Consider the following 26,454-nt stretch of genomic DNA (forward strand, 5'->3'; position numbering starts at 1 on the left):
GTTCGTTATAGTCACGCGGGCGTATAGCCCGCCGCGTTGGAATGCGCGGCGACGCGCCCCGCATGGCCAGCCATCTGCGCCAGCGTCAGCAAGGTGTCGTTGAACTCGGTCGGCCGTTCGAGGAAGGCGGAATGGCCCGCATCGCTCACCTCGACCATGAACGATCCCGGCACGCGCGCCTGCACGCGGCGGATCGCCTCGATCGGGAACAGCGCGTCCTCAACGCCAGCGATGAACAGGATCGGGAAACGCCCGCCGCCGATCTCCTCCGGCGCGTGGGCCGGGAAGGCTCCGGCGAGATTGTGCCGGTCGGTCGCGTTGAAGCTGTTGATCTGCGCATAGAGCATCGCCAGCGCCGGGTCTTCGGCCCGCGCCTTCGCGCCCAGCACGCGCTCGATCTGGCCGAGGTCGCGCGTCGCGGCGCGGGCCTCGTCCATCAGCGGGCGCACGTCGTCCGGCTCGGCGATGGCGTGGAGGCTGTCGGCGATCGCCAGCGCCGCGACGCGCTCCGGCCAGCGGCAGGCGAAATCCACGCAGGTGCCGCCGCCCATCGACTGGCCGACCAGCAACGCCTTCTCTACTCCGAGATGATCGAGCAACGCGCGCAGGTCCTCCGCGAACGCCGCCCGCCCGCGCCCGTCGCGATCCGCCGACCGGCCGAAGCCGCGATGGTCGAAGGTGATGACGCGGTTCGCGCGCGCGAGCGGCCCGATCTGCCGGAACCAGATCGCGTGATTGCCGCCGACGCCATGCGCCAGCACGATCGCCGGCCCCTCGCCATGCGCTTCCCAATAGAGGTCCGCCCCCTCGGCGGCGAGCACGCCCGACTGCATCATTCCACTCCCATCAATCGGCTGAGGCGCACGACATGATCGCCGAACGCCGGGTCTTCGCGCGTGCGCGAGGGGTCGCGCGGGCGCGGCAGGTCGATCGTCACCTCTTCCAGCACGCGGCTCGGGCGTTCGGACATCACGATCACGCGATCGGACAGCAGCACCGCCTCCGCGATGCTGTGCGTCACCAGCACCACCGTCTTGCGGTCGCGCTGCCAGATGCGCAGCAATTCCATGTTGAGCCGGTCCCGCGTCAGCGCATCGAGCGCGCCGAACGGCTCGTCCATCAGCAGCACGCGCGGGTTGCGCACCAGCGCCTGCCCGATCGCGACGCGATGCCGCATCCCGCCGGAAAGCTGGTGCGGGAAGCTCTCCTCGAAACCCGCCAGGCCGAGCGTATCGATCAGTTCGGCAAGCTCGCTCTCCGATGGCCGCCGCGCCGCGCGATCGAGATCGACGCCGAGCAGCAGGTTGCCGCGCACGTCGAGCCACGGCAGCAGGTTGGAGGTCTGGAACACGAATCCCACATCCCCGGCGGGCGCGGTGACGGCCGTGTCGAACAGCCGTATCTCCCCGCCGTCGATCGGCTCCAGCCCGGCGATCAGGCGCAGCAGGGTGCTCTTGCCGCAACCGGACGGGCCGAGCACCGAGACGAACTCATGGTCGCGCACGCTCGCGCATACCTCGGCGATGACGGAGCGCCCGCCGAACGTCTTGGCGACGCGGTCGATCTCGATCGCCGCCGTCATGCCGCGCGCCACCACACGAACTTCTCCCAATATTCGACGCCGTAGAACAGCAGCAGCGACAGGACCGTCACCGTCAGCAGCGCGGCGAAGGTGAGCGCGGTGTTGCCCGATCCCGACGCGGTGAGGATCAGGTTGCCGAGGCCGTCGTTCGACCCCACGAACTCGCCGACGATCGCCCCGATCACCGCCAGCGGCATCGCCACCTTGCACCCGTCGATGAACGCCGGCAGCGCGCACGGCAGGCGCAGCCGCCAGAAGGTCTGCCAGCGCGTCGCCCGGAGCGCGCGGAAATGCTCCTCCAGATGCGCCGGCGTGCTGGCGAGGCCGCCCATCCCGGCGACGACGATCGGGAAGAAAGCGAACAGGAACGCCATCGTCAGCTTGGAGGACAGGCCGTAGCCGAGCCAGGCGACGAGGATCGGCGCCAGCCCGACCTTGGGGATGCTCTGGAGCGCGACGAGCAGCGGATAGACCGTCCGCCGCGCGCCGTTCGAGAAGAACACGAATGCCGACACCGGCACCCCCACCGCCAGCGCGATGACGAAGCCCCAGAACACCTCGGTCAGCGTCTTGAGCGTGCCGTCCGCCAGCGCCGCGCGCGATCGCCACAATTCCCCGACGATCGCGCTGGGCGGCGCGAGCAGATAGGATTTCGCGCCCGACCAGCGCACCCCCAGCTCCCACGCCAGCAGCAGCCCAGCGAAGAACAGGATCGTGATGCCGATATCCCGTGCCCGGCTCACTCCTTGTCCCCGTCCTTGTCTATGAGCGGCAGGATGCGCGCGGGCGGCGGCACGACGAACTTGTCGAGCCGCCACTGGTCGAACGTCTCCAGCGTGCCGCCGTCCCACACCGACGGCTCATAGGGCGCGTCGGGGGTGATCTGCGTCATGTCCGAATAGAATTCGACATTGTTGCCGTCCGGATCCTTGAACACGATGAAGGTGTTCGCCCCTGGCCCATGCCGCCCCAGCCCGCGATCGATCTCGATCCCGCGCGCGACCAGCATCGCGGTGATCCGCTCCATCTCCGCGATCGATTCGACGCGATAGGAGAAATGCTCGACCGACGGGTAGAAGCCCTCCGGCGCGGCCCGATGCCCCGGCGGCAGTTGCAGCAGCGCGAGGTCGTGATGGTCCTGGCCGCAGCGCAGGAACACCATATGGTCGCCGATCCAGTCGGAGACGGTGAGTCCCACCACCTCGGTATAGAAGGCCAGCGAGCGCTGGATGTCGCGCACCTTGAGCACGAGATGGCCCAGCTTGGTCGGACGCGGCCGGTAATGGATCGCATCATCCGTCATTGCGCTGCCTTTCCGTCAAGAAATTCGTTGGTGAACAAGGCGTCCGCCGGCAGGTCGCCGCCGGGCCGGCCGGCCGCCTTGAGGAAATCGGTGGTGCGCGCGATCCGGGCGGGATCGAAGCGGTGCGTGCCCGCCATCAATCGCGCGGTCTCGACGATCTGCTGCCGCGTCACGCCGGCGTCGAGCAGCGGGAAATGCCGCCGGATGATCGCCAGCGCCGCATCCGGGTCGCGCGCCGCGTCGGCATAGCCGCGATAGGTGGCGGCGAGGAAACGGCGCACCAGATCGGGATCGCGCGCGATCAGCGCGTCGCGCGTGGCGATGCCGCTGCCGTACACGTCGAAGCCGAAATCGGCATAGTCGAGCCGCCCGATCGTGACGCCCGCCGCCTTCGCGCGCTTCTGGAACAGCGCCATGGAATTGCCGAGCCAGCATTCGGCGGCATCGACCTTGCCCTCGATCAGCGCGGCGACGACCACCGCCGGATCGAGCTGGATCTGCCGCACCCGCGCCGGGTCCACCCCGTTGCGGCGCAGCCATGCCGGCAGCAACGTCTGCACCGCGCTGTTCAGCCCCGCGCCGAAGGTGAGGCCGGCAAGATCGGCCGGCGTGTCGATACGATGCCGCTCGCGCACGAAGCACGCCCCGGCCGGGAAGCGCATGTTGATCCCGCCGACCAGCCGCGCGTGGCCGCCGCTCGCGCGGTTCATCGCGACACTGAGCGGATCGACATAGCCGAACTCGAACATGCCGCGATCCAGCTCGTTCACCGTCCGCGTGCCGCCGAAGCCGCGCATCGCCTCCACGCGCAGGCCCGCATCGGCGTAATAGCCCCGGTCCATCGCGACGAACACGCCGGCCATGCTGCCCTGCGGCAACCAGCTCATGTTGAAGCGCACCGGCGTCAGCGCCCCGCCTCCCGCCGCGCGCGCCACCGGCTCCGGCCGCAACGCGGAGAACAGGGTGACGACGGCGATCGCTAGGATCACCGCCAGCCCCGGCATCATCCGCAGGAGCGTCGCGCGTCTCATCCGGCGCGCACCGGGTTGCGCAGCTGGCCGATCCCGTCGACCCAGGCGGTCATCACGTCCCCGTCCTTCAGGAACACGCCGCGCCCCATGCCGACGCCCGCCGGGGTGCCGGTGGCGATCAGGTCGCCCGCCTTCAGCTCCAGGATGGTCGAGAGATAGGCGATCTGCTCGAAGCAATCGAAGATCATCTCGGCCGTATTGCCGTCCTGCATCGCCTCATCGTTGACCTTCAGGCCGAGCCGGATGTCGTGCGGATCGCCCAGGCAGTCGCGCGGCACGAACCACGGGCCGACCGGCGTGAAGGTGTCGAAGCTCTTGCCCCGGAACCAGTCGTGCGAGAACGGGAAGTCGCCGCGCCGCGTCTTGTCGCGCGCGGACACGTCGTTGACGATCGTATAGCCGGCGATGTGGTCGAAGGCGTCGGCGGCGGCGATGTTGCGCCCGGCGCGGCCGATCACCACGCCCAGCTCCACCTCCCAGTCCGGGCGCTTGACCTGCGGCGGCACCACCACCGTCTCGTCCGGGCCGATCACGCTCTCGACGGTCTTGAGGAAGATATATGGCTCGCTCTCCGCCTTGGCGGCGAGCTTGGTCTGCATCTCTTCGGCGTGCTCGATATAGTTGGAGGCCGCCCCGAACACCCGGCGCGGCACGAACGGCGCGGCGAGATCGGCGCGCGACACATCCGCCGTGCGCCCAGCCAGCGCCTCGGCCAGCGCGGCGACCGCCGGGCCGGCGTTCGCCCAGTCCGCGATCAGGTCGGTGACGCTCCGCCCCGCCAGCGCGGGCGCATGGGCCGCCGCGACGGTATCAAGGTCATGGATCGCGTCCCCCACGACGATCGCCGCGCGCTCCGTCCCGTCGCGTCGCCAGGTCGCCAGCGCGTGCCAGATCATCTTCCTCTCCCCATCGTGTCGAGGCGGGAAGGTGACGGGCGCCGCGCGTCAGGTCCAATATGGCTTCCGCATAGGCGACGCGGATTTCATTATAGCCCGCCGTACCAATATAGCGGCCTGACTATAGCGACAGTCGCAAACGATATTTCCGACGCGCGCGCGCCGATCCTAATCCGGCGCGATGAAGATAGGCATCGCCGGGCTGGGAACCATCGGCCGCGTCGTCGCGCGCCGGCTGGTCGAGAAGGAGGACTCGCTCGTCCTCGATTGCGTCGCGGCGGGCGACGAGGACAAGGCGCGACGCTATCTGGCGGAGGCCGGATGGGACGTGCCGGTCGTCAGCATCGCGGAGATGGCGCGGCGCGCGGACGTGATCGTCGATTGCGCCCCCACCGCCGCGTTCCGCGAGATCGCCGAAGCGGCGGCCGACAACGGCAGGATCCTCGTCACGGTCAGCGGCGCCGCGCTGATGACCGCCGACGATCTCGTCGCGCGCGCCGCGAAGGGCGGCGGGCGGATCATCCTCGCCACCGGCGCGCTGCTCGGGCTGGACGCGGTGCGCGCGGCCGCACTCGGCACGATCCATTCGGTGACGATGGTGACGCGCAAGCCGCCGAAGTCGCTGGTCAAGGCCGAGCATGTCGTGCGCAACAGGATCGACCTCACCGCGCTCGACGCGCCGTTGAAGATATTCGAGGGCAGCGCGCGCGAGGGCGCAACCGCCTTCCCCGCGAACGTCAACGTCGCCGCCGCCTTGGGGCTGGCGGGCGTCGGCCCGGATCGCACCCGGCTCGAAATCTGGGCGGACCCGGCGCTGGAGCGCAACACGCATTTCATCACCGTCGATGCCGACAGCGCGCGCTTCACGCTGAGCATCGAGAACGTGCCCACCGACGAGAATCCCGGCACCGGCCGGATCACCGCATTGAGCGTGATCGCCACGCTGCGCGCGCTCGTCACCCCGCTCCACATCGGAACCTGAAGGAAAAGAGACATGCCCGTTCGCCTGCGCCACGTCGCCATCGCCGCCGCCGACCCGGACAATTCGGTGCGCTTCTTCACCGACGTGCTCGGCTGGGAGATCGCCGGACGCGTCGATAGCCGCAACGCGCGCGGCTATTACGTCACCGACGGCCACATCAACATCGCGCTGCTCGCTTTCAAGAACCGCCCGGCGGCGGGGATGGAATTCCCCGAAGGCTATGCCGGGCTGCACCACGTCGGCTTCCAGTGCGACGACATCAACGACATCGTCGAGCGGTTCGAGAACAGCGGCTTCGCGCCGCGCCACGACGTCAATCTCGCGCAGGGGCTGGGCAAGAACCCGGCCAAGGACAATGCCGAATACAAGATGACCGGGCCGGAGAACGTGATGGTCGACGTGTCGGAGCGCGGCTGGGTCGGCACCGAAAGCTATCGCGCGCCGCAAAGCGCGGGCTGAGCCGCCCCGCCTCCCCTCACCGCCCGCCGCCCGGCTTGCCTTTTTGCCCGGCGGCGGGCGGTTTTTGCGTTCAATCGGGGTCGCGGTTCCTGCGCCTGCGCCAGATTCTTTCATGCTCGCGGCGGCGGCGGCGGACGACCAGCGCGACCACCACGCCGATCGCGGCGACCAGGATGGCCAACAGCGTGTAAGCAATAACAAGACGCAACATCAACGGCTTCCACACAATAGCTTGCGCCGGATGTTGACAGATCGGGTTAACGAAACCTTGCCGGAGAGGCGGGCCGAGCCGCCAACGGGACGAGCATCGCGACGCGCCCGATCATCCGAAGGACGACGCAAAAAGGGCGGCCCGCCGATCGCGCGCCGCCCTTCCCCCGTCGAGCCGCAGTTCAGGCCGCCGCCACTTCCTCCAGCGCCAGCCAGCGCGCCGCATTGCCGCCGAGGATCTTGGCCTTGGCGGCGCCGCTCAGCCGGTCGTGCGTGCCGACGAGCTGGCCGATCGCCTCCTCCCCCAGCGGGAAGGGATGGTCGGAGCCGAGCATCACGCGATCCTCGCCCAGCACGTCCACCACCAGTTGCAGCGAATCCGGGCTGAACACGGCGGAATCGACGTAGAAGCGGTCGAGATAGGACGAGGGCGGATTGGGGCAATCGACCCGCACGATATCGCGCTGCGCCCAGGCGTTCTCCACCCGGCCGAGCAGGAAGGCGAAGCTGCCGCCGCCGTGCGCGAAACAGAGCCGCAGCGATTTGGGCAGCCGCTCGAACGCGCCGGACAGGATCAGCGACAGGATCGAAAGCTGCGTCTCCGCCGGCATCGCCACCAGCCACGGCAGCATGTATTTCGGCATCCGCTCGCGCGCCATCATGTCCCACGGATGGACCAGCACCGCCGCGCCGATCTCCGCGCAATGGGTGAGGAAGGTCAGCAGCCGCTCGTCGTCGAGATAGGCGTTGCCGAGATGGTTGCCGATCTGCACGCCGAGATGCCCGGTCGCCATCGCGCGGCTCGCCTCGGCGCAGGCGAGGTCGACATCCTGCAATGGCACCTGCGCCAGCGCCTTCAGCCGCCGGGAATCGTGCGCCGCCATCTCGACCGCCTGGTCGTTGAAGCGCTTCGCCGTCTCGGCCGCGTCCCTGGCCGGCCGCGCATAGCCGAACATCACCGGCGTCGCGCAGATCACCTGCATGTCGATGCCGTTGCGATCGAGATCCTCGATCCGCGCCGCCGGGTTCCACAGCGCCTCGCGCACCGGGCGGAACTCGCGCCCGCCGACCATGATCATGCCCTCGCCCGCGCCGGTCGGCTTCAACCAGGGCAGCCCGTCCCGTTCCGCCGCCTCGGCATGCGCCGCGTCGGACATGGGGAAGAAATGGCTGTGCATGTCGATGATGGTCACGCCCGGCGCGCTCCTGAAAACTTCTATGGTCCCTTCCCCAATAAGGACGGCAGATATCGCGGAATAATTCCGATGCGCCCGGCTGTTATTACCAAAAAATTATAGTAGTGACGGCGCTGCAAACGGGGGAGGGATGACCGGCCGTGTCGCGTTTCCATGAGAATTTCCTGCTCAGCCGGCTGAAGCTGCGCCAGCTCAAGCTGCTCGCGGCGGTGGCGCAGGAGGGGAATATCCTGCGCGGGTCGCAGATCCTCAACATCGCCCAGCCGGCCGCGACCAAGAGCATCAAGGAGCTTGAGGAGGCGCTGGGCGTCCAGCTTTTCGAGCGTTCCTCGCGCGGGGTGACGCCGACGCTGTACGGCGATGTCATCATCAAGCACGCCAAGCTGATCCTCACCCAGCTCCGCCACGCTAGCGAGGAATTGCAGTCGATCGAATCCGGCCTGTCAGGCCGCGTGTTCGTCGGCACCCTGCTCGCCGCTTCCCCGACGCTGCTGCCGCGCAGCCTCGCGCTGCTGCGCGCGCGGCGGCCGGGGATCGCCGTCACGGTGATCGAGGGGACGATCGACAAGCTGATGCCCGCGCTGCGCACCGGCGACCTCGACGTGGTGCTCGGCCGCCTGCCCGACTTCCGCGAGCGCGAGGGGCTGGAGCAGGAGGTGCTCTACGACGAGCCGATCGCGATCGTCGCGCGCGAGGGGCATCCGCTGGCGGGAAAGCGCGCGCTGGCGCTGGCCGACCTCGCCGACCAGTCGTGGATTCTCCCGCCGCCGGAAACCTCGCTGCGCCGGCAGCTCATGTTCGCCTTCCGCCGCGCCGGGATCGAGCCGCCGGTGGACGCGATCGAATCCGTCTCGATCCTCACCAACCATTCGCTGCTGCTGGAGACGGACCTGCTCGCCGCCATCCCCTATCAGGTGGCGACGGTGCAGCCGGGGCTGGCGATCCTGCCGATCAGCATGGAGGCGACCGCCTCGCGCATCGGGGCGACGACGCGGGCCAGCGTCACGCCGTCCGCCGCCGTATCGTGCTTCATGGACATGGTGCGCGAGGTGGCGGCGACGATCCGCGCCGACATGCCCTCAGCCGAGGGTGGAGGCTGACGCCGCCGCCCGCCCGCGCCGCGCGGCCCACAACCGATAGACGATCGCGACGAACACGCACCAGGGCGCGCCGGCCAGCACCGCCACGTCCCAGAAGTCGCGATCGAACGCCATCGTCGCGGTGATCGCGGCGAGCAACCCCAGCCCGAGTATCTGCGCCGCCGGGAAGAACGGCATCCTGACCGGCAGCGCGGCCGCGGCGTGGCGGCGGCGGAACACGATATGGCTGGCAAGGATGCTCGCCCAGGTGAGGATGCCGCCGAACAGCGCGATGCCGAACAGGTAATTGTATGCGAGCGGCGTCAGCATCGCGAGCGATCCCGCCAGCAGCACGCACGCGCCCGACAGCAATGTCGCGGCCAGCGGCACGCCGCCCGCGCTGAGCTTGCCGAACAATGCCGGCGCATAGCCGCCGCGCGACAGCGAGAACAGCATCCGCGAGGCGAGATAGAGGCTGGTGTTCATCGCCGACAGCGCGGCGATGGCGACGACGAAATTCATCGCATCGGCGGCATAGGGGATGCCCGCCGCGCCGAACATGCGGACGAACGGGCTTTGCGTCACCACCTTCGCCCCGGCCTCGGTCCATGGCATGAAGGCGAGGATGATGAACAGGGCGAGGATGTAGAACAGGAACAGCCGCGCCGCCATCGTGCGCAGCGCGGCGGGGATCGCCTCGCGCGGGTTCTCCGCCTCGCCGGCGGTGGCGACCACGAACTCCAGCCCGAGGAACGAGAACAGCGCCATCAGCACGCCCATCCACACGCCGCCGAAGCCGTTCGGCATGAAGCCGCCGGGCAGGCCGATGACGTTGTGCAACCCGGTCGACGGCCCGGTGAGGCCGAGGATGCGGCTGCCCCCGACGATGATGAACAGCATGATCGCCGTCACCTTGATGACGGTCAGCCAATATTCGACCGAGGCGAAATTGCGCACCGGCCGCGAGTTGAGCCAGATCAGCGCGCCCGAGAAGCCGATCGCCGACAGCCACACCGGCACCTCCGGGAACCAGAAGCGCATATAGGTGCCGATCGCGATCGCCTCGCTGCCGATCAGCAGCACCTGCTGGATCCAGTAGGTGTAGCGGATCAGGAAGCCCGCGAACGGGCCGAGATAGATTTCGGCATAGGTGCCGAACGACCCCGCCGTGGGATGCACCACCGCCATCTCGGACAGGCTGAACACCATGATGACCGCGATCAGCGCGGCGATCAGGTAGCTCAGCAGCACCGCCGGGCCGGCATAGCCGATCGCGATGCCGCTGCCCATGAACAGGCCGGTGCCGATCGCGCCGCCCAGCCCGATCATCGTGATCTGCCGCTTGCCCAGCGTGCGGTGCAGCCCGCCCTCGCGCGCGATCGCTTCGTTGTCGGAAGGGCCGGCCGTCACGTCACCGCCTCGCGCTCGGCATAGCGCGGATCGCGCCACGCGCCGCTGTCCATCACGTCGGCGAGCACGTCCACCGCGTCCCACACGTCGGCATGGCGCACGTAGAGCGGCGTGAAGCCGAAGCGGACGATATCGGGCGCGCGGAAATCGCCGATCACCCCGCGATCGATCAACGCACGCATGATCTCATAGCCGTTCGCATGGGTGAAGGAGACCTGGCTGCCCCGCTCCGCCGCGTCGCGCGGCGAGGCGAGCGCGAAGCCGTGGCGGCCGCAGCGCTGCTCGACCAGCGCGATGAACGTCTCGGTCAGCGCGACCGACTTGGCGCGGAGCTGCGTCATGTCGGCGGCGCGCATCAGCTCCAGCCCGACGCCGGTCAGCGACAGGCTGACGATCGGCTGCGTGCCGGTGAGGAACTGGCGGATGTCGGGCGCTGGGGTATAGCCGGGATCGAAGGCGAAGGGCGCGTCATGCCCCCACCAGCCGGTGATCGGCTGCCGCGCCGCGCCCAGATGCCGCTTCGCCACGAACAGGAAGCCGGGCGAGCCGGGGCCGCCGTTGAGATATTTGTACGTGCACCCCACCGCCAGATCGACGCCGCAGCCGTTGAGGTCCACCGGCATCGCGCCCGCGCTGTGGCACAGGTCCCAGATCGCCAGCGCGCCCGCTTCGTGCGCCTTGGCGGTAAGGGCCGCCATGTCGTTGATATGCCCGGTCTTGTAATGGACGTGGGTGATGCAGATCGCCAGCGTGTCGGCGTCGATCGCATCGGCGATCTCGTGCCGCTCGCGCAGCACCACCTCCAGCCCGCGCGCCTTCGCGACGCCCTGCGCGACATAATTGTCCGTGGGGAAGTTGCTGCCCTCCAGGATGATCCTGCGCCGGCCGGGGCGCATGTCGGCGGCGGCCCACAACAGCTTGAACAGGTTCACGCTGACCGAATCCGTCACGATCACCTCGCCCGCGTCCGCCCCGATCAGCGGCGCGAGCATGTCGCCCAGCGTCACCGGCAGATCGAACCAGCCGGCGCTGTTCCAGCTACGGATCAGGTCGCCGCCCCATTCGCGCTCCACGACATGCGCGACGTGCGCGGGCGCGGCGTTGGCCATCGCGCCGAGCGAATTGCCGTCGAGGTAGATCAACCCGTCGGGGATGAGGAAGGCATCGCGGAAATGACCCAGCGGGTCGCCGCGATCCTGCTCCACGCACCATTCGCGCGTGATCGTTCCACCCTGTTCTTCAAGCCGCATTGAAACACACCGTTTTTGTCTGAGACATTTCGCGGATAGCGAAGCGCACGCCTTCGCGCCCCATATTCCCGCCCTTCGCCCCGCCGAAAGGCATCGCATCGAGCCGATAGTCGGTCGAATCGTTGACCATCACCCCCGCCGCCTCCAGCCGCCGCGCGGCGTGAAGCGCGTCGCGCAGGCTTTCGGTGAAGATCGCCGCGTGGATCGCGTGATGCGGCGCATTGGCGCGCGCGATCGCGTCGTCGAGATCGGTGAAGGGGAACAGGCTGACGACCGGGCCGAACGCCTCCTCGCACACCAAAGCGGCGGTGTCGGGCGCGTTCTCGATCACGGTCGGCGCGAACAGGGCGCCGTCGCGCGTGCCGCCGGCCAGCACCCGCGCGCCGGCCGCCCGCGCCTCCTCGACGCGGCGTTCGAGCCGCGCCGCCTCCGCCACGCCGATCATCGGGCCGATCCGCGTTCCCGGCAGCGCCGGATCGCCGACCGCCAGCGCCCCGGTCGCGGCGACGAAGCGTGCGCGGAAATCGTCATAGCGATCGGCGTGGACGTAGATGCGCTGCACCCCGATGCAATTCTGCCCCGCCGCCGAGAAGGCGCCGGAAACGCAGGCCGCCGCCGCCTTGTCGAGATCGGCGTCGGCGGCGACGATCACCGGGGAATTGGCGCCAAGCTCCATCGCCAGCCGCTTCGCCCCCGCGACGGTGGCGATCCGCTCGCCGGTGCGCGCGCCGCCGGTGAAGGACACCATCGCCACGCCGGGATGCGCGACGAGCGTGTCGCCGAACACCTCGCCGCGCCCGGTGAGCAGGTTGAGCGCCTCCGCCGGCAGCCCCGCCTCCAGCAGCAGCGCGGCGAGCATCACGCCGACGAACGGCGCCTGCTCGGCCGGCTTCAGGATCACCGCATTGCCCGCCGCGAAGGCCGGGCCGAGCTTGTGGCAGATGAGGTTGAGCGGATCGTTGAACGGCGTGATCGCGGCGATCACCCCGACCGGCTCGTAAAGCCAGAAGCCGCTGCGCCCTTCCCCGCCCGGCACGCTGTCGAATGCGAGCGTCTCGCCCGCCAGCCGCACCGCCTCCTCGGCGGAGAGGCGCAGGGTGTTGACCGCGCGCGCCACCTCGCGCGTGGCATGGGCGATCGGCTTGCCGGTCTCCGCCGTGATCGCCCGCGCGAACCGCGCCGCGTCGCGCGCCAGCGCGTCGGCGGCGCGGTGGAGGATCGCGGAGCGCGCGCCGCTGCCCAGCGCCCGCATCGCCGCCGCCCCGCGCGTCGCGCTCTTCACCGCCGCCAGCGCGTCCGGCACGTCGGCGCAGGCGGCGCGGCCGATCGGCGCGCCGGTGAAGGGGTTGGCGATCGCCATCGTCTCCGCCGCCGCGCGCCATTCGCCGCCGATCAGCAGGGTGCGCGCATCCGCCCCCATGGCGCTCACGGCTTGTCCTTGCGCAGCACCAGCCCGTCATATTCGCGGCTGTCGACCAGCGCCTCCACGATGCGCGGCCCGTCCGCCGCGAACGCCTCCACCAGCGCGGCGCGCAGCGCCTCGGGCGTCGCGGCGGTGGTGACGGGCACGCCGAACAGCGACGGGCCGCCGATCGTCCCCTCCTCGCGCACCGGCGTGCCGTAGATCGGGTTCTGCTTGCGCTGCTGCTTGATGCGGATCAGCGCGAGGTCGTTGTCGGTCAGCACCAGCACGACGATCGGCAATTTCTCGCGCACCGCCGTCGCCAACTCGCCCACCGTCATAAGGAAGCCGCCGTCGCCGACCACCGCGCAGACCTTCTGCTCCGGCCGGCACAGCTTCGCGGCGATCGCGGCGGGCAGGCCGAAGCCCATCGCCGACCAGCCGTTGGTCATGATCTGGAGGCCCGGCGCGGGGGTCGGCCATTTCTGCCCGATCAGATGGGTGTGCGCGCCGACGTCGCAGGTCATGATCCCGTCCTCGGGCAGCACGTCGCGCAGCACCTCCAGCGCGGCGCACGGCCCCATCCGGCCGGCCTGCGGGCGCATCCGCTGGAACATCGCCGCCTTGCGCGCCGCGACCGCGTCCAGCGCCCAATCCTTGCGCGGGGCCTGCACCGCCTCCAGCGCGGCGAGGCCGGCGGCGATGTCGCCGACCACCTCCGCCACCACCGGATGCCGCGCGCGATCCACGTCCACCGGCGCCACGTCCACGCTGGCGAGCGGCAGGCCGTCGCGCATCCACGATTCGTAGTTGAACTCGACCGGGTCGTAGCCGATCGCCACCACCAGATCGGCCTCGGCATGGGTCTTGCCGACCTCGTCGCTCAGCGCGTGGAACAGCACGCCGGCGTAGCTGGCATGGCTCTCCGGCAGCATCCCCTTGGCCATCGGCGTCAGCACCACGGGCAGCGCGAACCGTTCGGCGAGCGCGGCGATCCGCCCCTCGATCCCCAGCCGGGTCGCGCTCAGGCCGACCGCCAGCACCGGCTTCCTCGCCGCGCGGAACGCCGCGACCAGCGCATCGAGCTGCGCGGCATCGGGCGCGGGCGGCGTGGGGGCGACCGCCGCCGCCCCCTCCCCGCCCGCGATCTCCGCGCTCAGCCCGACCGGCAGGCCGACATGCACCGGCCCGGCCCGGCCCTCCAGCGCCACCGCCGCCGCATCGGCGAGGATCGCGTCCATGTTCGCCGCGTCGAGCCGCACCGTCTTCTTGGTGATCGGGGCGAACAGCGCCTGATGGTCGATCCCCATCTGCGTCACCCGGCCGCGCATCGCCGCCGGCATCTCGTCGGTCAGCGCGATCATCGGCGAGCGATCGAGCAACGCGCCACCCACGCCGGTCGAAAGGTTGGTCGCGCCCGGCCCGAACGTGCCGAAGCACACGCCCGGCGCGCCGGTCAGCCGGCCGCACACATCGGCCATGAAGCTCGCCCCGCCCTCGTGGCTGGTCAGCACGAAATCGATCCCGTCGGTCTCGCGCAGCGCCTCCATGTAATCGACCCAGCCGCCGCTCGGCACGCCGAAGACATGGCGCACGCCCATGTCGCGCAACCCGCGCACCAGTCTTAGCGCAACCGTCTCGCCGCTCATCACCCCTCCAGCATCCTGTGGCGATGCCGCGCTAGCCGCTCCGGCGCGCCGGCGAAAATACCTCTCTCCCATCGCCCTATGACAATTCGATTATAGTGGCGCGCCCGCTGCGCCGCGCCGCGACATGGCATATCGTTGCGGTGAGGGAACAGACTCCCCTTCGCGGAATTGAAGCTGCATCCTCCACTCAAGGGAGTCCCTTGATGCCCGCACGCGCTTATTGGCAGGGCCAGATTCGCCTGGCGCTCGTTTCGATCCCGGTGGAGATCTATTCCGCCACGAGGAGCGGCGCGACCGTCTCGTTCCGCCAGATCCACGAGCCGTCCGGCAAGCGCGTGCATTACGAGAAGGTGGTGGACGGCATCGGCCCGGTCGATCCCGACGAGATCATGAAGGGGTTCGAGATTTCGAAAGGCGAATATGTGCTGCTCGACGACGAGGAGATCGCCGGGGTGAAGCTGGAGAGCAAGCGCACGCTGGAGCTGACCCAGTTCGTCGACATGACCGAGATCGACGCCATCTATTACGACCGCCCTTATTATGTCGTCCCCGCCGACGATCTGGCCGACGAGGCGTTCGTCGTGCTGCGCGAGGCGCTGCGCCGCGCGAAGAAGGTCGGGCTGGGGCAGCTCGCGCTGCGCGGGCGCGAATATGTCGTCGCGCTGAAGCCGTGCGGGCGCGGCATGGTGCTGGAGACGTTGCGCTACGCCGACGAGGTGAACAAGGCGGCGGGCTTCTTCCGCGACATCCCCGATGCGAAGCCGGACGAGGACCTGCTCGATCTCGCCACCACGCTGATCGAGAAGAAGACCGGCAGGTTCGACGCCTCCGAATTCCACGACCGCTATGTCGACGCGCTGCGCGAGCTGATCGCGCGCAAGCGCAAGTCGAAGAGCGGCAAGGTCGCGCTCGACGAGGAGGAGCGCGCGCCCGCGCGCGGATCGAACGTCGTCGACCTGATGGCCGCGCTCAAGAAATCGCTCGACCGGCCGGCTTCGGCGCCGAAGCCGGCGGCGGCGCCGAAGCCGGCCGCGAAGAAGCCCGCCACCCGCCGCAAGAGCGCCTGACATGGCGACGCGCGACGATCCGCTCGAAACATACAATCGCAAGCGCGATTTCTCGAAAACCCGCGAGCCGAAGGGGGAGCGCGGCACGCGGGGCGGCAACCTGTTCATCGTCCAGAAGCATGACGCGACGCGGCTCCACTGGGATTTCCGGCTGGAGATGGACGGCGTGCTGAAAAGCTGGGCGGTGACGCGCGGGCCGAGCCTCGATCCCGAGGACAAGCGCCTCGCGGTGCGCACCGAGGATCACCCGATGTCCTATGCCCGGTTCGAGGGCACGATCCCGAAGGGCGAATATGGCGGCGGCACCGTCATGCTGTGGGACGAGGGGACGTGGGAGCCGGTCGGCGGCAAGGACCCGGCGAAGACGATCAAGCAGGGCCACCTCCATTTCATCCTCCACGGGCAGCGGATGAAGGGCGAATGGCTGCTGGTGCGGATGAAGGGCAAGCCGGGCGAACGCCATGAGAACTGGCTGCTCCGCAAGGTGGAGGACGCCCATGCCGGCGCATCGGGCGATCTGGTCGACAAGGCGCTGACCAGCGTCTCCAGCGGGCGGACGATGCTGGAGATCGCCGGGGGGAAGGACGCTCCCCCGGAGAAGAAGGGCAAGAGCCGCCGGAAGGGCAAGCTGCCCGCGTTCCGCGATGTGCAGCTCGCCACGCTGGTCGATCATGTCCCGGCCGGATCGGGCTGGCTGCACGAGGTGAAATATGACGGCTATCGCGCGCTGATCGCCGTCTCCGGCGCGGAAGCGCGCGCCTATACCCGGCACGGGCTGGACTGGTCGGACCGGTTCGCGCCGATCGTTGAGGCCTTCGCCGGACTCGGCATCGGCGCCGCGCTGGTCGACGGCGAGGTGGTGGCGTTCGACGGCGAGGGGCGGCCCAGCTTCTCCGCGCTGCAAAACGCGCTGAAGCACGGCGGCGAGCTGCATTATTTCGCCTTCGACCTGCTGGAGCAGGACAGCGAGGACCTGACGAAGCTGGGCAATGCGGAGCGCAAGGAACGGCTCGCCGCGCTGCTCGGGGGCGCCCGCCCGCCGATCCATTATGCCGAGCATCTCTCCTCCGGCGGGGAGGAATTGTTCGCCCGGCTGTGCCGCGAGGGATATGAGGGCGTCGTCTCCAAGCGCGCCGCCGCGCCCTATCGCGGCACGCGCACGCGCGACTGGCTGAAGGTGAAATGCACCCGGCGGCAGGAGTTCGTCATCATCGGCCATATCGAGAGCGACCGGCCGGGGCGCGACCTGCGCAGCCTCGCGCTCGGTCTCTATGACGGCGCGGCGCTGCGCTACGCCGGGCGGGTCGGCACCGGCTTCGACGCCGACACGCGCGAGATGCTGCTGGCGAAGCTGAAGCCGCTCGCGCGCAAGACCGCGCCGACCGACGTGCCGCGCGCCGCCGCGCGCGGGGTGAAATGGGTCGATCCGGTGCTGGTGGCGGAGGTCGCCTTCGCCGAATTCACCGCCGATCATGTCGTCCGCCACGCCAGCTTCCTCGGGCTGCGCGAGGACAAGGAGGCGCGCGAGGTGGTGCCGGAAAGCCCCGCCGCCGCTCCCGGCGACGATCCGCCCGGCAAGGCGCCCTTCGGCGTCACCATCACCCACCCGGAGCGCGTGATCTATCCCGGCACCGGCGTCACCAAGGGCGACCTCGCGGCCTATTACGCCCGCCTTGCCGAGCCGATGCTGCAATGGCTGGCGGGCCGCCCGGTCAGCCTTGTCCGCTGCCCGCAGGGGCGCGCGAAGCAATGTTTCTTCCAGAAGCACGATTCCGGCGCGTTCGGCGACAAGGTCGATCACGTCCCGATCCGCGAGAAGGACGGCGACGTGGAGGATTATATCGTGGTGAACCACGGCGCGGGGCTGCTCACCTGCGTGCAGATGAACACGATCGAGTTCCACGGCTGGGGGGCGAAGGCGAGCGACGTCGAGCATCCCGACCGCATGGTGTTCGATCTCGATCCCGAGGAGGGGCTGGACTTCGCCGAGGTGCGCCGCGCGGCGGTGCAGCTCCGCGACCTGCTCGGCGAGATGGGGCTGGCGAGCTTCCCGATGGCGACCGGCGGCAAGGGCGTCCACGTCATCGTCCCGCTGGACGCCACCGCCGACTGGCCGACCGTGAAGGACTTCGCCAGCCGCTTCGCCCGCGCCGTGGCCGAGGCGCACCCCAGGCGCTTCACCGCCAACATGCGCAAGGCGGAACGGCGAGATCGGATATTCCTCGACTGGCTACGCAACGAACGCGCCGCGACCGCCGTCCTCCCCTATTCCGCCCGCGCGCGGGAGATCGCCAGCGTCGCCGCGCCGATCACCTGGCGCGAGCTGGAGACGCTGGAAAACGCCCGCCCCTTCACCATCGCCGACGCCGCCCATCTCTTGGAGCGCGCGCAGGGCCGCGACCTGCGCGATTGGTGCGTCGCGGCGCAGCACCTTCCCGACGTATAGGGCGCGGTGAACAAATCACGCCCCGGCCGCGTTCTCGATAACATCCACTTCTGATCCGGCCGGGGCTACACTTCATGATGATCGAAAGCAGCGCAAGGGAAAGCCGCGTCACACACGACGCGTTGTCGCTCGCCGAACGATATGTGGCGGTGCGCGCGTTGACCGCCGCACTGGCGGAGCCGCTGTCCGACGCCGACGCCACCGTCCAGTCGATGGAGGATGCCTCCCCCGCCAAATGGCATCTCGCCCATACGACGTGGTTCTTCGAGACGTTCGTGCTGCGTGATTTCGTCCCCGGCCATCGGCTGTACGACGAGCGTTTCCCCTTCCTGTTCAACAGCTATTACGAGGCCGAGGGGCAGCGCCACCAGCGCGCGCGGCGCGGGATGCTAACGCGCCCGACGCTCGACGGGATACGCGCCTATCGCGCGGCGATCGACGAAGCGCTGCTCGACGCGCTGCCTGATCTCCCCCCGAAGGCGCAAGACCTCGTGCGGCTTGGCTGCCAGCATGAGGAGCAGCATCAGGAACTGTTGCTGACCGATATTCTCCACCTGTTCTCCGAAAACCCGATCGAGCCGGCGCTATGGCCGTCGAGCCATCGTCGGCCCGCCGCGCTGCCCGCGCCCATCGGCTGGATCGAGCACCCCGACGGCGAGGCGTGGATCGGGCATGACGGCGACGGTTTCTCCTTCGATTGCGAAGGCCCGCGTCACCGCACCTTGCTCGCACCGCACGCGATCGCCGACCGTCCCGTCACCAATGGCGAATGGGCCGATTTCATCGCCGACGGCGGCTATGAGACGTCGGCGCACTGGCTGTCGGACGGCTGGGCGTGGGTCCGGCGGGAGGGAATCGCCGCGCCGCTCTATTGGGAGCGCAGCGACGGGATATGGACGCGCTTCGGGCTGGACGGACGCCAGCCGCTCGATCTCGCCGCGCCGGTGACGCACGTCAGCTTCTACGAGGCCGATGCCTATGCGAGTTGGGCCGGCGCGCGGCTGCCGACCGAGGCGGAATGGGAAGCCGCCGCGGGCCGGCACAATCCGTGTGGCGGCAATCTGCTCGATGCGCCGGGGCCTGTCGAGCCGCGTCCATCCGCCGGGCCGGCCTTCTTCGGCGACGTGTGGGAATGGACCGGCAGCGCCTATCGCCCCTATCCCGGCTTCAGGCCCGCCGCCGGCGCGGTCGGCGAATATAACGGCAAGTTCATGTCCGGGCAGTTCGTGCTGCGCGGGGGATCGTGCGCCACGCCACGCGGGCACGTCCGGGCGAGCTACCGCAATTTCTTCTATCCGCACCAACGCTGGCAATTCACCGGCGTCCGGCTGGCGAGCGACCGGTGATGCTGAAGCGCGACGACGATCTCGCGCCGGCACTGGCCGCCGCCGATCCGGCATTCCGCGCGGATGTGATCGCCGGGCTGACCCGCCGCCCGCGCGCCATCCCCGCGCGCTGGTTCTATGACCGACGCGGATCGGCGCTGTTCGAGGAGATCACGCGGCTCCCCGAATATTATCCGACGCGCACCGAAACGGCGCTGCTCCAGGCAATCAGCGGCGAGGTCGCGCATCTCGTCGGCGACGGCCGCGCGGTGATCGAGTTCGGCTCGGGCTCGTCGGGCAAGACGCCGATCCTCCTCGAAGCCGTCTCCGCCTCCGCTTATGTGCCGATCGACATATCGGCCGAGTTCCTGCGCGAATCCTCCCGCGCGCTCGCGATGCGCTTTCCCGACCTGCCGGTCCATCCGCTCGCGGCGGACTTCACCGGGCCGGTTGCACTACCGCCGATCGTGGGCGAGCGGCCGAAGCTGGGCTTCTTCCCCGGATCGACAATCGGTAATCTCGCCCCCTTCGCCGCCGTCGACCTGTTGCGCATGATGCGCCGGTCGCTCGGCGAGGGCGCGATGCTGCTGATCGGAATGGATCGGATCAAGGACCAGGCAACGCTGGAGCACGCCTATGACGACGCGGCCGGCGTCACCGCCGCGTTCAATCTCAACCTGCTGGAGCGCATCAACCGCGAGCTGCAAGGCAGCATCCCGGTCGACGCCTTCCGCCACCGCGCGAACTGGAACGCCGACCGCGCGCGCATCGAGATGCACCTCGCAGCGACGCGCGACATCGCCTTCACCGTCGCCGGCCGCCCCTTCACCATGGCGCAGGGCGAGACCATCCACACCGAGAACAGCCACAAATACGGTTCGCACGACGCGCGGTTGCTGCTGCGCGCGGGCGGCTGGACGCCGGTCGCGGAATGGACGGACCCCGATGACCTGTTCGCCGTCCATCTCGCGGAAGCGCAGCCCCCGCGACCTGCGCCATGACACCTATTCGGCGGCAACCGCCTCACGCGGCGCGGGTGCGCCGTCGTAAAGGAACGCCGCATCGTTCAGGTCGATATGCGGGAAGGCATCTTTTTCCGCCCAATAATCCTGATTGTGCCGCCATTCGGGCTTGTCGCCACGACGCGGCATCGCGTCGATCCCGCGCATCAGATAACCGGGATTGAAATTGTCCGCCTCGATCCACGGCAGGATCGCCATGCCACGATCCTCCGGCCGCAGCGCGATCTCGACCTTCCTCGCGCCGATCTCGTCCATATGGTTGAGCAGAGCGCAGACGAAATCGCCCATCATGTCGACGCGCAGCGTCCAGCTCGCGCGGAAATAGCCCATGACCCATACGAAATTGGGCACGCCGGTCATCATCATGCCGCGATAGGTGACCGTCTGCGCCCAATCGACGCGTTTTCCGTCCACCTCGAACGGGATGCCGCCCATCACTGACAGGTTGAAGCCGGTCGCCGCGACGATGATGTCCGCCTCGATCTCCTCGCCGCTGCTCGTCCGCACGCCCTTCTCGGTGAAGCGATCGATCGTGTCGGTGACGACCGTGACCTTGCCCGACACTGCCGCGCGGAAGATGTCGCCATCCGGGCAGAAGGCCAGCCGCTGCTGCCACACGCGATAGCGCGGGGTGAAATGCGGCTCGAACTGGAAATCCGGCTTGCCGGTGAAGGCGCGGACCAGTTCCTTCAGGTCCTCGAACACCTGCTCCGGCTCGGTCTGGCAACGGCGGGTGAGCTGGTCCTGGTCGAACATGACCTGCGCGCGCACGACGCGGTGGATCGTCGGTTCGTCCACCCCGATCTCGCGCAGCCGGTCGGCCAGTTCGTTCTTGTTCTCGCTGCAATAGAAATAGGTCGGCGAGCGCTGGAGCATCGTCACATGCGCGGCCTTTTCGGCGAAGGCGGGGATGACTGTCGCCGCCGTCGCGCCCGATCCGATCACCAGGATGCGCTTGCCCGCATAATCGATCGCCGGGTCCCAGAGCTGGGCATGGATGAAGCGCCCCTTGTAATCCGACAGCCCCGGCCAGTCGGGGACGTAGGGCTTCTCATGGTCGTAATAGCCCTGGCAACCCCACAGGAAGCCGGCCGTGAAGGTGACGGTGGCGCCGTCCGAGTTGCGCACCGCCTCGACCGTCCAGCGATCGTCTTCGCTCGACCAGTTGCACGAGACGATGCGGTGGCCGTAGCGGATATGCTCGCCGATGCCGTTCTCTTCGATCACCTCGCCGAGATATTTGAGGATTTCCGCCCCGCTCGCGATCGGCGCGCCGACCCAAGGCTTGAAGCGATAGCCGAAAGTGTAGAGATCGGAATCGGAACGGACGCCGGGATATTTGTGCGTTTCCCAGGTGCCCCCGAACGTGTCCTTCATCTCGAGGATGACGTAGCTCTTGCCGGGGCACTGGTGTTGCAGGTGCCACGCCGAGCCGATGCCCGATATGCCCGCGCCGATGATCAGCACGTCGACATGCGGGGCCGCCGCGCGCGCCGATCCGGTTGCCTCAACCATCATCTGTCCTTCCGCCTCTCCTTGGGACGAGCTTGTGCCACCCCTCCTCATCATCATCGAAAGATGGGGCCGGATCGCGCGGGAGGGAAGATCGAATCGCGCCACATTTTTGACATGGCGCGCCAAACATGCTCGTCTACGTCGCGCTGGGCCGGGATGGTGGAAATGATACCGCAATCGCTCTCCGCGGTGCGCTTGCCGACGCAAAGCGCGAGGATCATGCGAAGCTCGCTGCTGCGGCACGATGTCTCGTGGAACGACATCTGCAAGGACGCGCGCGTCGAGGCGCTGGCGATCGAGCACCCCGGCGCCAAGATCTACGCCCGCGATGAATGGCGCCTCCAGACCAGCGTGGCGAACGCGACCGCCGGCGATGCGCGGGCATGGTATGAGATGGGCAACCGCTATTGCCTGACGGCCTATGGCACATGGGGGCTGGCGCTGCTCTCCGCCGAGACAGTGGCGGATGCGGTGATGATCGCCACTTCCTATCAGGAGCTGACGTATTCGCTGTTGAGCTATAATCCGCTTCGCGACGGCGGCGGGACGATCCGCGGCCTCGTCGTCGATGAGAGCAACGTGCCGGAATCCCTGCGCGAATTCTGCCTGGTGCGCGATCTCGGCGCGCTGCGACGGATGCACGACGGCATGATATCCGGTCCCTTCCCGTTCGAATCCGTCAGCCTGACGATCCCGAAGCCGGCCGGATGGGACGAGTTCGGGCGCGATTACGGCTGCCGTGTCGACTTCGGCGCGGAGCGGACGATGTGGACCTTCGCCAGGGGCGCCGAAAGCCGTCGCCTGCCGATGGCCGATGCGATGTCCGCCGAAACCTACGTTGAGCAGTGCCGGCAGGAGGTCAATCGCGGCCGGCTCGCGCGCGATATCGGCGGCGCGCTGGCGGAGTTCCTGCGCGGCTGCAAGGGGCCGCAGCCATCCGTCGAGGAAGCGGCGCGCCATCTCGGCCTGTCGAAGCGCACGCTGAACCGCCGGCTCGCCGAGCAGAACCTCAACTTCAGCCTGATCCTCGACCAAAGCCGCCGGCAGCGTGCCGAAAAGCTGCTGCTGATGCGCGAAGGCATGTCGATCGAGACGATCGGCGAGATGCTGGGATATGCTGAAACGGCAAGCTTCACGCGCGCCTTCAAGCGATGGAACGGCACCGCGCCGCTCCGCTTCCGCAAGCTGCGTCTGGCGGATCTCCACGCCGCGCACTGAGGACGGCGATATCCGGGCGACAGGGAGGGGAAAGGCTCGACAGGAATCGTCTCGTTATTCCGAAATTGTTACAAGCGCCGGCCATTCGCGACGTCCGGCGAGATGTTCCTCGCGCCGGTCGCCACCTATCCTGTCGCCAAGATGGAAGGATCCGGGCCCGCATCACGACCTCCTCCATTTGGAGCAGGTGCGCGACACGCGGCGACGTTACGCTCTCGCTCCTTAACGAGAGGATGGGCATCGATGGGCATGTTCGAAGGCAAGGTGGCGCTGGTCACGGGCGCCGCGTCAGGGATCGGGGCGGCCACGGCGCAGCGCTTCGCGCAAGAGGGCGCGGCGGTGATCGTCGTCGATATGAACCGCGACGGCGCGGAAGCGGTCGCCGAACTGATCCGCGCGAGCGGCGCCCAGGCACACGGTGTCTCGGCGGACATCTCGCGCGCGGAAGACAATACGGCGATGGTGCGCGCGGCGATCGACACATTCGGCGCGCTCGACGTCGCCTATCTCAACGCCGGCGCCTATGCCCAACTTTCCTTCGAGGAACATGACGAGGCGACGTTCGACCGCATGGTCGCGATCAACCTCAAGGGCGCGTATCTCGGGCTGAAGGCGGTGCAACCCGCGCTGTCGCGCGGCGGGGCGGCGGTCGTCACCGCATCGACCTCCGGCGTGATCGGGCTGAGCGTCGCCGCCGCCTATAGCGCGGCCAAGCATGGGGTGATCGGGCTGGTGCGATCCGCATCGCAAGCCTTTGCCGCAAGCGGCGCGCGCGTCAACGCGATCTGCCCCGGTCCGGTCGCCACCGCGATCCTGGGCGTGGAGGGGGTGCCGACCATCACCCCGGCGGATACGCTCGAAACGGTGCCCTATGCCGGGATGCTGTCGCCGCAGCATATCGCCGAGCTGGCGCTGTTCCTCGCCAGCCCGCGCTCGGGCGGGATCAACGGCCAGTATATGATCGCCGACGCCGGCTTCCTGGCCAGCTACCCGCCGATGCCGCAATAAGGGAGATAGCCGGGCCGCCGGACAGGAATATGCAGGCCGCTTCAGGCTCCCGGTTCGATAAACCGCGCGCGATAGGTCGCGAAGGGCCGGGCGACCTCGGCCTCGTCCAGCCCGAAATCCGCGAGTGTGTATCTGTGCGGCGCGCGATCCTCGCGCCTGTTGTGCTCGATCCATTGCGCCATGCCCGCGCGAACGTCCGGCGTGACCGCCACCCCGGCGGCGGCGAGCACGCGCTCGCCCTGACCGATCGGATCGGTGAGCAGATCGGGATAGCGCACGTCGATGAAATTGCGCCCGTCCACCGCGTCGCGCACCCGCATGAAGCCATCGAGCAATTGCGCCAGCCGCGGCACCCAGAAACGCGCGACGCTCTCGCGGTCGATCGTGTTCGACACCATGCGGTACAGACTGTATTCCATGCTGCAATAGGACGGCACCGTGGCGACCGGATCGCGGTGCGTCATGACGATGCGGGCTTCGGGGAACACCTCGATCACCGCATCGAGCGTCATCAGGTGCCCCGGCGTCTTGAGCACCCAGCGGGCGCCCTTGCGCGCCGGGTCCTGCCATTGCAGCGCTTGCAGTATCTGCTTCAGATCACGATAGCATTGCGCGCGGTCATGCTCCGTCAGCCAGTGCGCGAAGCCGGGGACATGGTATGTCCCTTCGATCATCGTGCTCGAATAGAGCTGGCCGAGAATGATGAGTTCCTCGTCCGGCTGGTCGAGGCTCATCGGGTGGATCGACATCAGGTCCGGGATATTGGCGACCATATAGTCGAGCAGCCCTTGTGCCGCCTGCCGCCGCGCTTCGGGACGTCCGCGCTCCTCACCGGGAAACGGTGCATAATTCTGCGCCTCGAACCAGCGCACGCCGGTCATCCCCGGCGCGGCGGCGAGCATCCGGTGGAGCATCGTGCTGCCGGTGCGCGGCAGGCCGACCACCACCGCCGCCGCCTCGACCTGCTCGTCGAGGATCTCGGGATGGCGCTTGACCAGATCGACATGGCGCAGGCGATTGACGAGGCCGTTGACGATCATCCCCCTCGCCACCGCCACGCCAGCAGCACTGAGTTGGGCTTCTCCGTTCAGCGACGGCACCAGTGCGTCGATATTGGCGAAGAACCAAGTGTCGCCAAAATCGTCCAGCCCGGTCTGCGCCCGCGCCTCGGCGACCAGCGCCTCACGATCGGGAACCCGCTCCTGACCCACACCACCTCTCCTTCGCATATCAATAGAATATCAGCTATACATTCGTGATATTCGTATGAATACATGGTATCAGCAGCGCAAGGACATGCAACCTTATTGGACTCCGCCATGCAGCAGGTGAACGAGTTGCGACTGGCGGCGGGCACCGGTCTTGGCGAAGATCGAGCGCAGGTGCGACCGCGCGGTATTGTGCGCGATGCCCAACGCGTCCGCCGCATCGACCAGCGAACGGCCGCTGGCGAGCGCCACCGCGAGGTTCGCCTCCATGCGGGTAAGCTGGAACAGGTCGCGGATGGCTTCGGGATCGAACTGCGCCTCCTGCCCCGGATCGCTGACGAACAGGGCGAGCGCCGCGCCGCCGCGCATGAAGGCGGGCGCGGCGATTGGCTTGGCGATCGCCGCGAGGTCATGGCCCGAGGCGCGCGCGATGCGGAAACGCTGCGGGGCGGGATCGGCGTCGAGCGATCGCAGCAGCGCGTCCAGCCCCTTGCGCTGCGCCGCGTCCTTGAGTCGCAAGCGGCAATCGGCGACCGCAAGCCCATCTCCCGCCGCCAGCAGCCGGTCCGCGACCGCGTTCGTCCGCACCACCCGGCCGTCGCGGTTGAGGATGATCGCGGCTACCCCCATCTGCTCCACCGTGCCGCGATAGACGCCCTGTTCCGCGCCGGAAACCTGCAGTCGCTCGAACAGGCCGATCGCGTGGCGGAGGTGCGGGACGATCGCCTGGAACGCCGTGCGCTCGGCCTGGCCGAAATCGGGGCGGCTGCGATCGCGGGTCGCGCGCAATCGCGCCTCGAACCCGCTGTCGAAGCGAAGGTCGACGCCGAGAATCTGGTCGCCCCCCGCCGCCGCGAGGAAGTCGCGATAGAAATCGCTGTCGCGCGCCATCTCGCCGCCGAGGAATTCGGCGAAGGCCGTCACCTTGCCTTCGGGAAGCCCCGTGAACGGATCGCTCGCGAAGAAGCTCTCGGCATATTCCTCGCTCCGCTCAGCCGGCGCGCCCGGCGTCAGGATCGCGCCCGGCGTCGTCATGCCCGGCGCGGTCAGGATCAGCGTGGCATAGGTCGCATCGAGCCAAGCCGCGAAATCGCGCAGGAAACGCTCCCACGGCGTCGCCTCCAGCAGCCCTCCATAGAGCGCCAAAAGCAGATCGGAGAATGCGCCTTGATCAGGTTTTGCCATCCCGGCCCTCT

General features: G+C 68.6%; 25 protein-coding genes. 9 read left to right on the forward strand and 16 right to left on the reverse strand.

Annotated features, from left to right (window positions below):
• Nucleotides 1-11: 11 nt before the first annotated feature.
• Genes F9288_RS18415 through F9288_RS18440 form a run of 6 tightly spaced genes read right to left on the reverse strand, consistent with a single transcriptional unit; the run spans nucleotide 12 to nucleotide 4,812 of the window.
• Complete coding sequence (locus F9288_RS18415) at nucleotides 12-836, reverse strand: alpha/beta fold hydrolase (protein WP_254620949.1); 825 nt, start codon at nucleotides 834-836, stop codon at nucleotides 12-14.
• Nucleotides 833-1,612: an ABC transporter ATP-binding protein gene (locus F9288_RS18420; RefSeq protein ID WP_254620950.1), complete on the reverse strand. Its 780-nt coding sequence runs from the start codon at nucleotides 1,610-1,612 to the stop codon at nucleotides 833-835. The genes F9288_RS18415 and F9288_RS18420 overlap by 4 nt, the downstream gene beginning before the upstream one ends.
• On the reverse strand, nucleotides 1,579-2,325 hold the full coding sequence (locus F9288_RS18425) for an ABC transporter permease (RefSeq protein ID WP_174838124.1): 747 nt from the start codon (nucleotides 2,323-2,325) through the stop codon (nucleotides 1,579-1,581). Before F9288_RS18425 ends, F9288_RS18420 begins: the two co-directional genes overlap by 34 nt.
• Entirely contained in the window at nucleotides 2,322-2,885 is a 564-nt protein-coding gene (locus F9288_RS18430; protein WP_174838125.1) for a VOC family protein, read from the reverse strand. The genes F9288_RS18425 and F9288_RS18430 overlap by 4 nt, the downstream gene beginning before the upstream one ends.
• Complete coding sequence (locus F9288_RS18435; protein WP_174838126.1) at nucleotides 2,882-3,916, reverse strand: ABC transporter substrate-binding protein; 1,035 nt, start codon at nucleotides 3,914-3,916, stop codon at nucleotides 2,882-2,884. Before F9288_RS18435 ends, F9288_RS18430 begins: the two co-directional genes overlap by 4 nt.
• Nucleotides 3,913-4,812 carry a fumarylacetoacetate hydrolase family protein gene (locus F9288_RS18440; RefSeq protein ID WP_174838127.1) on the reverse strand — a complete coding sequence of 300 codons (900 nt, stop codon included), beginning with the start codon at nucleotides 4,810-4,812 and terminating at the stop codon, nucleotides 3,913-3,915. The genes F9288_RS18435 and F9288_RS18440 overlap by 4 nt, the downstream gene beginning before the upstream one ends.
• Before the next feature lie 181 nt (nucleotides 4,813-4,993).
• Between F9288_RS18440 and F9288_RS18445 the strand changes: the two genes are divergently transcribed.
• Both F9288_RS18445 and F9288_RS18450 read left to right on the forward strand, forming a co-directional pair.
• On the forward strand, nucleotides 4,994-5,794 hold the full coding sequence (locus F9288_RS18445; protein ID WP_174838128.1) for an aspartate dehydrogenase: 801 nt from the start codon (nucleotides 4,994-4,996) through the stop codon (nucleotides 5,792-5,794).
• A 12-nt stretch (nucleotides 5,795-5,806) separates the two neighbouring features.
• Nucleotides 5,807-6,253 carry a VOC family protein gene (locus tag F9288_RS18450; RefSeq protein WP_174838129.1) on the forward strand — a complete coding sequence of 149 codons (447 nt, stop codon included), beginning with the start codon at nucleotides 5,807-5,809 and terminating at the stop codon, nucleotides 6,251-6,253.
• A 70-nt stretch (nucleotides 6,254-6,323) separates the two neighbouring features.
• Here F9288_RS18450 and F9288_RS18455 read toward each other — a convergent pair whose 3' ends face one another.
• Entirely contained in the window at nucleotides 6,324-6,464 is a 141-nt protein-coding gene (locus F9288_RS18455) for a hypothetical protein (RefSeq protein WP_174838130.1), read from the reverse strand.
• Between the two features lie 181 nt (nucleotides 6,465-6,645).
• Nucleotides 6,646-7,656 (reverse strand): amidohydrolase family protein, encoded by a 1,011-nt coding sequence (locus F9288_RS18460; RefSeq protein WP_174838131.1) that lies wholly within the window; start codon nucleotides 7,654-7,656, stop codon nucleotides 6,646-6,648.
• A 143-nt stretch (nucleotides 7,657-7,799) separates the two neighbouring features.
• On the opposite strand from F9288_RS18460, the gene F9288_RS18465 reads away from it, so the two are divergent.
• Nucleotides 7,800-8,759, forward strand: coding sequence for a LysR substrate-binding domain-containing protein (locus F9288_RS18465; protein ID WP_174838132.1), 960 nt, complete (start codon nucleotides 7,800-7,802; stop codon nucleotides 8,757-8,759).
• Here the strand turns inward: F9288_RS18465 and F9288_RS18470 are convergent.
• The 4 genes from F9288_RS18470 to F9288_RS18485 are packed head-to-tail and all read right to left on the reverse strand — an operon-like array spanning nucleotide 8,739 to nucleotide 14,449.
• The gene (locus tag F9288_RS18470) at nucleotides 8,739-10,148 is read right to left on the reverse strand and encodes an amino acid permease (protein WP_254620951.1); all 1,410 of its coding nucleotides are present in this window, start codon (nucleotides 10,146-10,148) and stop codon (nucleotides 8,739-8,741) included. The two genes, F9288_RS18465 and F9288_RS18470, sit on opposite strands and share 21 nt — an antisense overlap.
• A complete protein-coding gene (kynU, locus tag F9288_RS18475) occupies nucleotides 10,145-11,398 on the reverse strand; it encodes a kynureninase (RefSeq protein WP_174838133.1) in 1,254 nt (417 codons plus the stop codon). Before kynU ends, F9288_RS18470 begins: the two co-directional genes overlap by 4 nt.
• Nucleotides 11,388-12,818, reverse strand: coding sequence for an aldehyde dehydrogenase family protein (locus F9288_RS18480; RefSeq protein WP_174839180.1), 1,431 nt, complete (start codon nucleotides 12,816-12,818; stop codon nucleotides 11,388-11,390). The genes kynU and F9288_RS18480 overlap by 11 nt, the downstream gene beginning before the upstream one ends.
• 5 nt (nucleotides 12,819-12,823) lie before the next feature.
• Nucleotides 12,824-14,449, reverse strand: a complete 1,626-nt coding sequence (locus F9288_RS18485) for a thiamine pyrophosphate-binding protein (protein ID WP_174838134.1) — start codon at nucleotides 14,447-14,449, stop codon at nucleotides 12,824-12,826.
• A gap of 203 nt (nucleotides 14,450-14,652) precedes the next feature.
• On the opposite strand from F9288_RS18485, the gene F9288_RS18490 reads away from it, so the two are divergent.
• The 4 genes from F9288_RS18490 (at nucleotide 14,653) to egtD (ending at nucleotide 20,288) form a co-directional block, all read left to right on the forward strand.
• Entirely contained in the window at nucleotides 14,653-15,516 is an 864-nt protein-coding gene (locus tag F9288_RS18490) for a Ku protein (RefSeq protein WP_174838135.1), read from the forward strand.
• A gap of 1 nt (nucleotide 15,517) precedes the next feature.
• Nucleotides 15,518-17,962: a DNA ligase D gene (gene ligD, locus F9288_RS18495; RefSeq protein ID WP_174838136.1), complete on the forward strand. Its 2,445-nt coding sequence runs from the start codon at nucleotides 15,518-15,520 to the stop codon at nucleotides 17,960-17,962.
• Nucleotides 17,963-18,039: 77 nt separating this feature from the next.
• Nucleotides 18,040-19,308 carry an ergothioneine biosynthesis protein EgtB gene (gene egtB / locus F9288_RS18500; RefSeq protein ID WP_174839181.1) on the forward strand — a complete coding sequence of 423 codons (1,269 nt, stop codon included), beginning with the start codon at nucleotides 18,040-18,042 and terminating at the stop codon, nucleotides 19,306-19,308.
• The gene (gene egtD / locus F9288_RS18505; RefSeq protein ID WP_174838137.1) at nucleotides 19,308-20,288 is read left to right on the forward strand and encodes an L-histidine N(alpha)-methyltransferase; all 981 of its coding nucleotides are present in this window, start codon (nucleotides 19,308-19,310) and stop codon (nucleotides 20,286-20,288) included. The genes egtB and egtD overlap by 1 nt, the downstream gene beginning before the upstream one ends.
• 3 nt (nucleotides 20,289-20,291) lie before the next feature.
• Here egtD and F9288_RS18510 read toward each other — a convergent pair whose 3' ends face one another.
• Complete coding sequence (locus tag F9288_RS18510; protein WP_254620952.1) at nucleotides 20,292-21,827, reverse strand: NAD(P)/FAD-dependent oxidoreductase; 1,536 nt, start codon at nucleotides 21,825-21,827, stop codon at nucleotides 20,292-20,294.
• Between the two features lie 50 nt (nucleotides 21,828-21,877).
• Nucleotides 21,878-22,045: a hypothetical protein gene (locus tag F9288_RS18515; RefSeq protein WP_174838138.1), complete on the reverse strand. Its 168-nt coding sequence runs from the start codon at nucleotides 22,043-22,045 to the stop codon at nucleotides 21,878-21,880.
• Between F9288_RS18515 and F9288_RS18520 the strand changes: the two genes are divergently transcribed.
• A complete protein-coding gene (locus tag F9288_RS18520) occupies nucleotides 22,044-23,042 on the forward strand; it encodes an AraC family transcriptional regulator (protein WP_174838139.1) in 999 nt (332 codons plus the stop codon). The genes F9288_RS18515 and F9288_RS18520 overlap by 2 nt on opposite strands.
• Before the next feature lie 243 nt (nucleotides 23,043-23,285).
• Nucleotides 23,286-24,050, forward strand: coding sequence for an SDR family NAD(P)-dependent oxidoreductase (locus F9288_RS18525; RefSeq protein WP_254620953.1), 765 nt, complete (start codon nucleotides 23,286-23,288; stop codon nucleotides 24,048-24,050).
• Nucleotides 24,051-24,091: 41 nt separating this feature from the next.
• Here the strand turns inward: F9288_RS18525 and F9288_RS18530 are convergent, their stop codons facing one another.
• The gene (locus F9288_RS18530) at nucleotides 24,092-25,261 is read right to left on the reverse strand and encodes a sulfotransferase (RefSeq protein WP_254620954.1); all 1,170 of its coding nucleotides are present in this window, start codon (nucleotides 25,259-25,261) and stop codon (nucleotides 24,092-24,094) included.
• Nucleotides 25,262-25,354: 93 nt separating this feature from the next.
• The gene (locus tag F9288_RS18535) at nucleotides 25,355-26,443 is read right to left on the reverse strand and encodes a helix-turn-helix transcriptional regulator (RefSeq protein WP_174838141.1); all 1,089 of its coding nucleotides are present in this window, start codon (nucleotides 26,441-26,443) and stop codon (nucleotides 25,355-25,357) included.
• Nucleotides 26,444-26,454: the final 11 nt, after the last annotated feature.

Source organism: Sphingomonas sp. CL5.1 (genome assembly GCF_013344685.1).
Taxonomy (GTDB): domain Bacteria; phylum Pseudomonadota; class Alphaproteobacteria; order Sphingomonadales; family Sphingomonadaceae; genus Sphingomonas.

Coding starts and splice junctions, on each gene's coding strand:
- F9288_RS18415 (WP_254620949.1), bottom strand. CDS start 836: ATGATGCAGTCGGGCGTGCTCGCCGCCGAGGGGGCGGACCTCTATTGG.
- F9288_RS18430 (WP_174838125.1), bottom strand. CDS start 2,885: ATGACGGATGATGCGATCCATTACCGGCCGCGTCCGACCAAGCTGGGC.
- F9288_RS18435 (WP_174838126.1), bottom strand. CDS start 3,916: ATGAGACGCGCGACGCTCCTGCGGATGATGCCGGGGCTGGCGGTGATC.
- F9288_RS18440 (WP_174838127.1), bottom strand. CDS start 4,812: ATGATCTGGCACGCGCTGGCGACCTGGCGACGCGACGGGACGGAGCGC.
- F9288_RS18445 (WP_174838128.1), top strand. CDS start 4,994: ATGAAGATAGGCATCGCCGGGCTGGGAACCATCGGCCGCGTCGTCGCG.
- F9288_RS18450 (WP_174838129.1), top strand. CDS start 5,807: ATGCCCGTTCGCCTGCGCCACGTCGCCATCGCCGCCGCCGACCCGGAC.
- F9288_RS18455 (WP_174838130.1), bottom strand. CDS start 6,464: ATGTTGCGTCTTGTTATTGCTTACACGCTGTTGGCCATCCTGGTCGCC.
- kynU (WP_174838133.1), bottom strand. CDS start 11,398: ATGCGGCTTGAAGAACAGGGTGGAACGATCACGCGCGAATGGTGCGTG.
- F9288_RS18480 (WP_174839180.1), bottom strand. CDS start 12,818: ATGGGGGCGGATGCGCGCACCCTGCTGATCGGCGGCGAATGGCGCGCG.
- F9288_RS18485 (WP_174838134.1), bottom strand. CDS start 14,449: ATGAGCGGCGAGACGGTTGCGCTAAGACTGGTGCGCGGGTTGCGCGAC.
- F9288_RS18490 (WP_174838135.1), top strand. CDS start 14,653: ATGCCCGCACGCGCTTATTGGCAGGGCCAGATTCGCCTGGCGCTCGTT.
- ligD (WP_174838136.1), top strand. CDS start 15,518: ATGGCGACGCGCGACGATCCGCTCGAAACATACAATCGCAAGCGCGAT.
- egtB (WP_174839181.1), top strand. CDS start 18,040: ATGATCGAAAGCAGCGCAAGGGAAAGCCGCGTCACACACGACGCGTTG.
- egtD (WP_174838137.1), top strand. CDS start 19,308: ATGCTGAAGCGCGACGACGATCTCGCGCCGGCACTGGCCGCCGCCGAT.
- F9288_RS18510 (WP_254620952.1), bottom strand. CDS start 21,827: ATGATGGTTGAGGCAACCGGATCGGCGCGCGCGGCGGCCCCGCATGTC.
- F9288_RS18520 (WP_174838139.1), top strand. CDS start 22,044: ATGCGAAGCTCGCTGCTGCGGCACGATGTCTCGTGGAACGACATCTGC.
- F9288_RS18515 (WP_174838138.1), bottom strand. CDS start 22,045: ATGATCCTCGCGCTTTGCGTCGGCAAGCGCACCGCGGAGAGCGATTGC.
- F9288_RS18525 (WP_254620953.1), top strand. CDS start 23,286: ATGGGCATGTTCGAAGGCAAGGTGGCGCTGGTCACGGGCGCCGCGTCA.
- F9288_RS18535 (WP_174838141.1), bottom strand. CDS start 26,443: ATGGCAAAACCTGATCAAGGCGCATTCTCCGATCTGCTTTTGGCGCTC.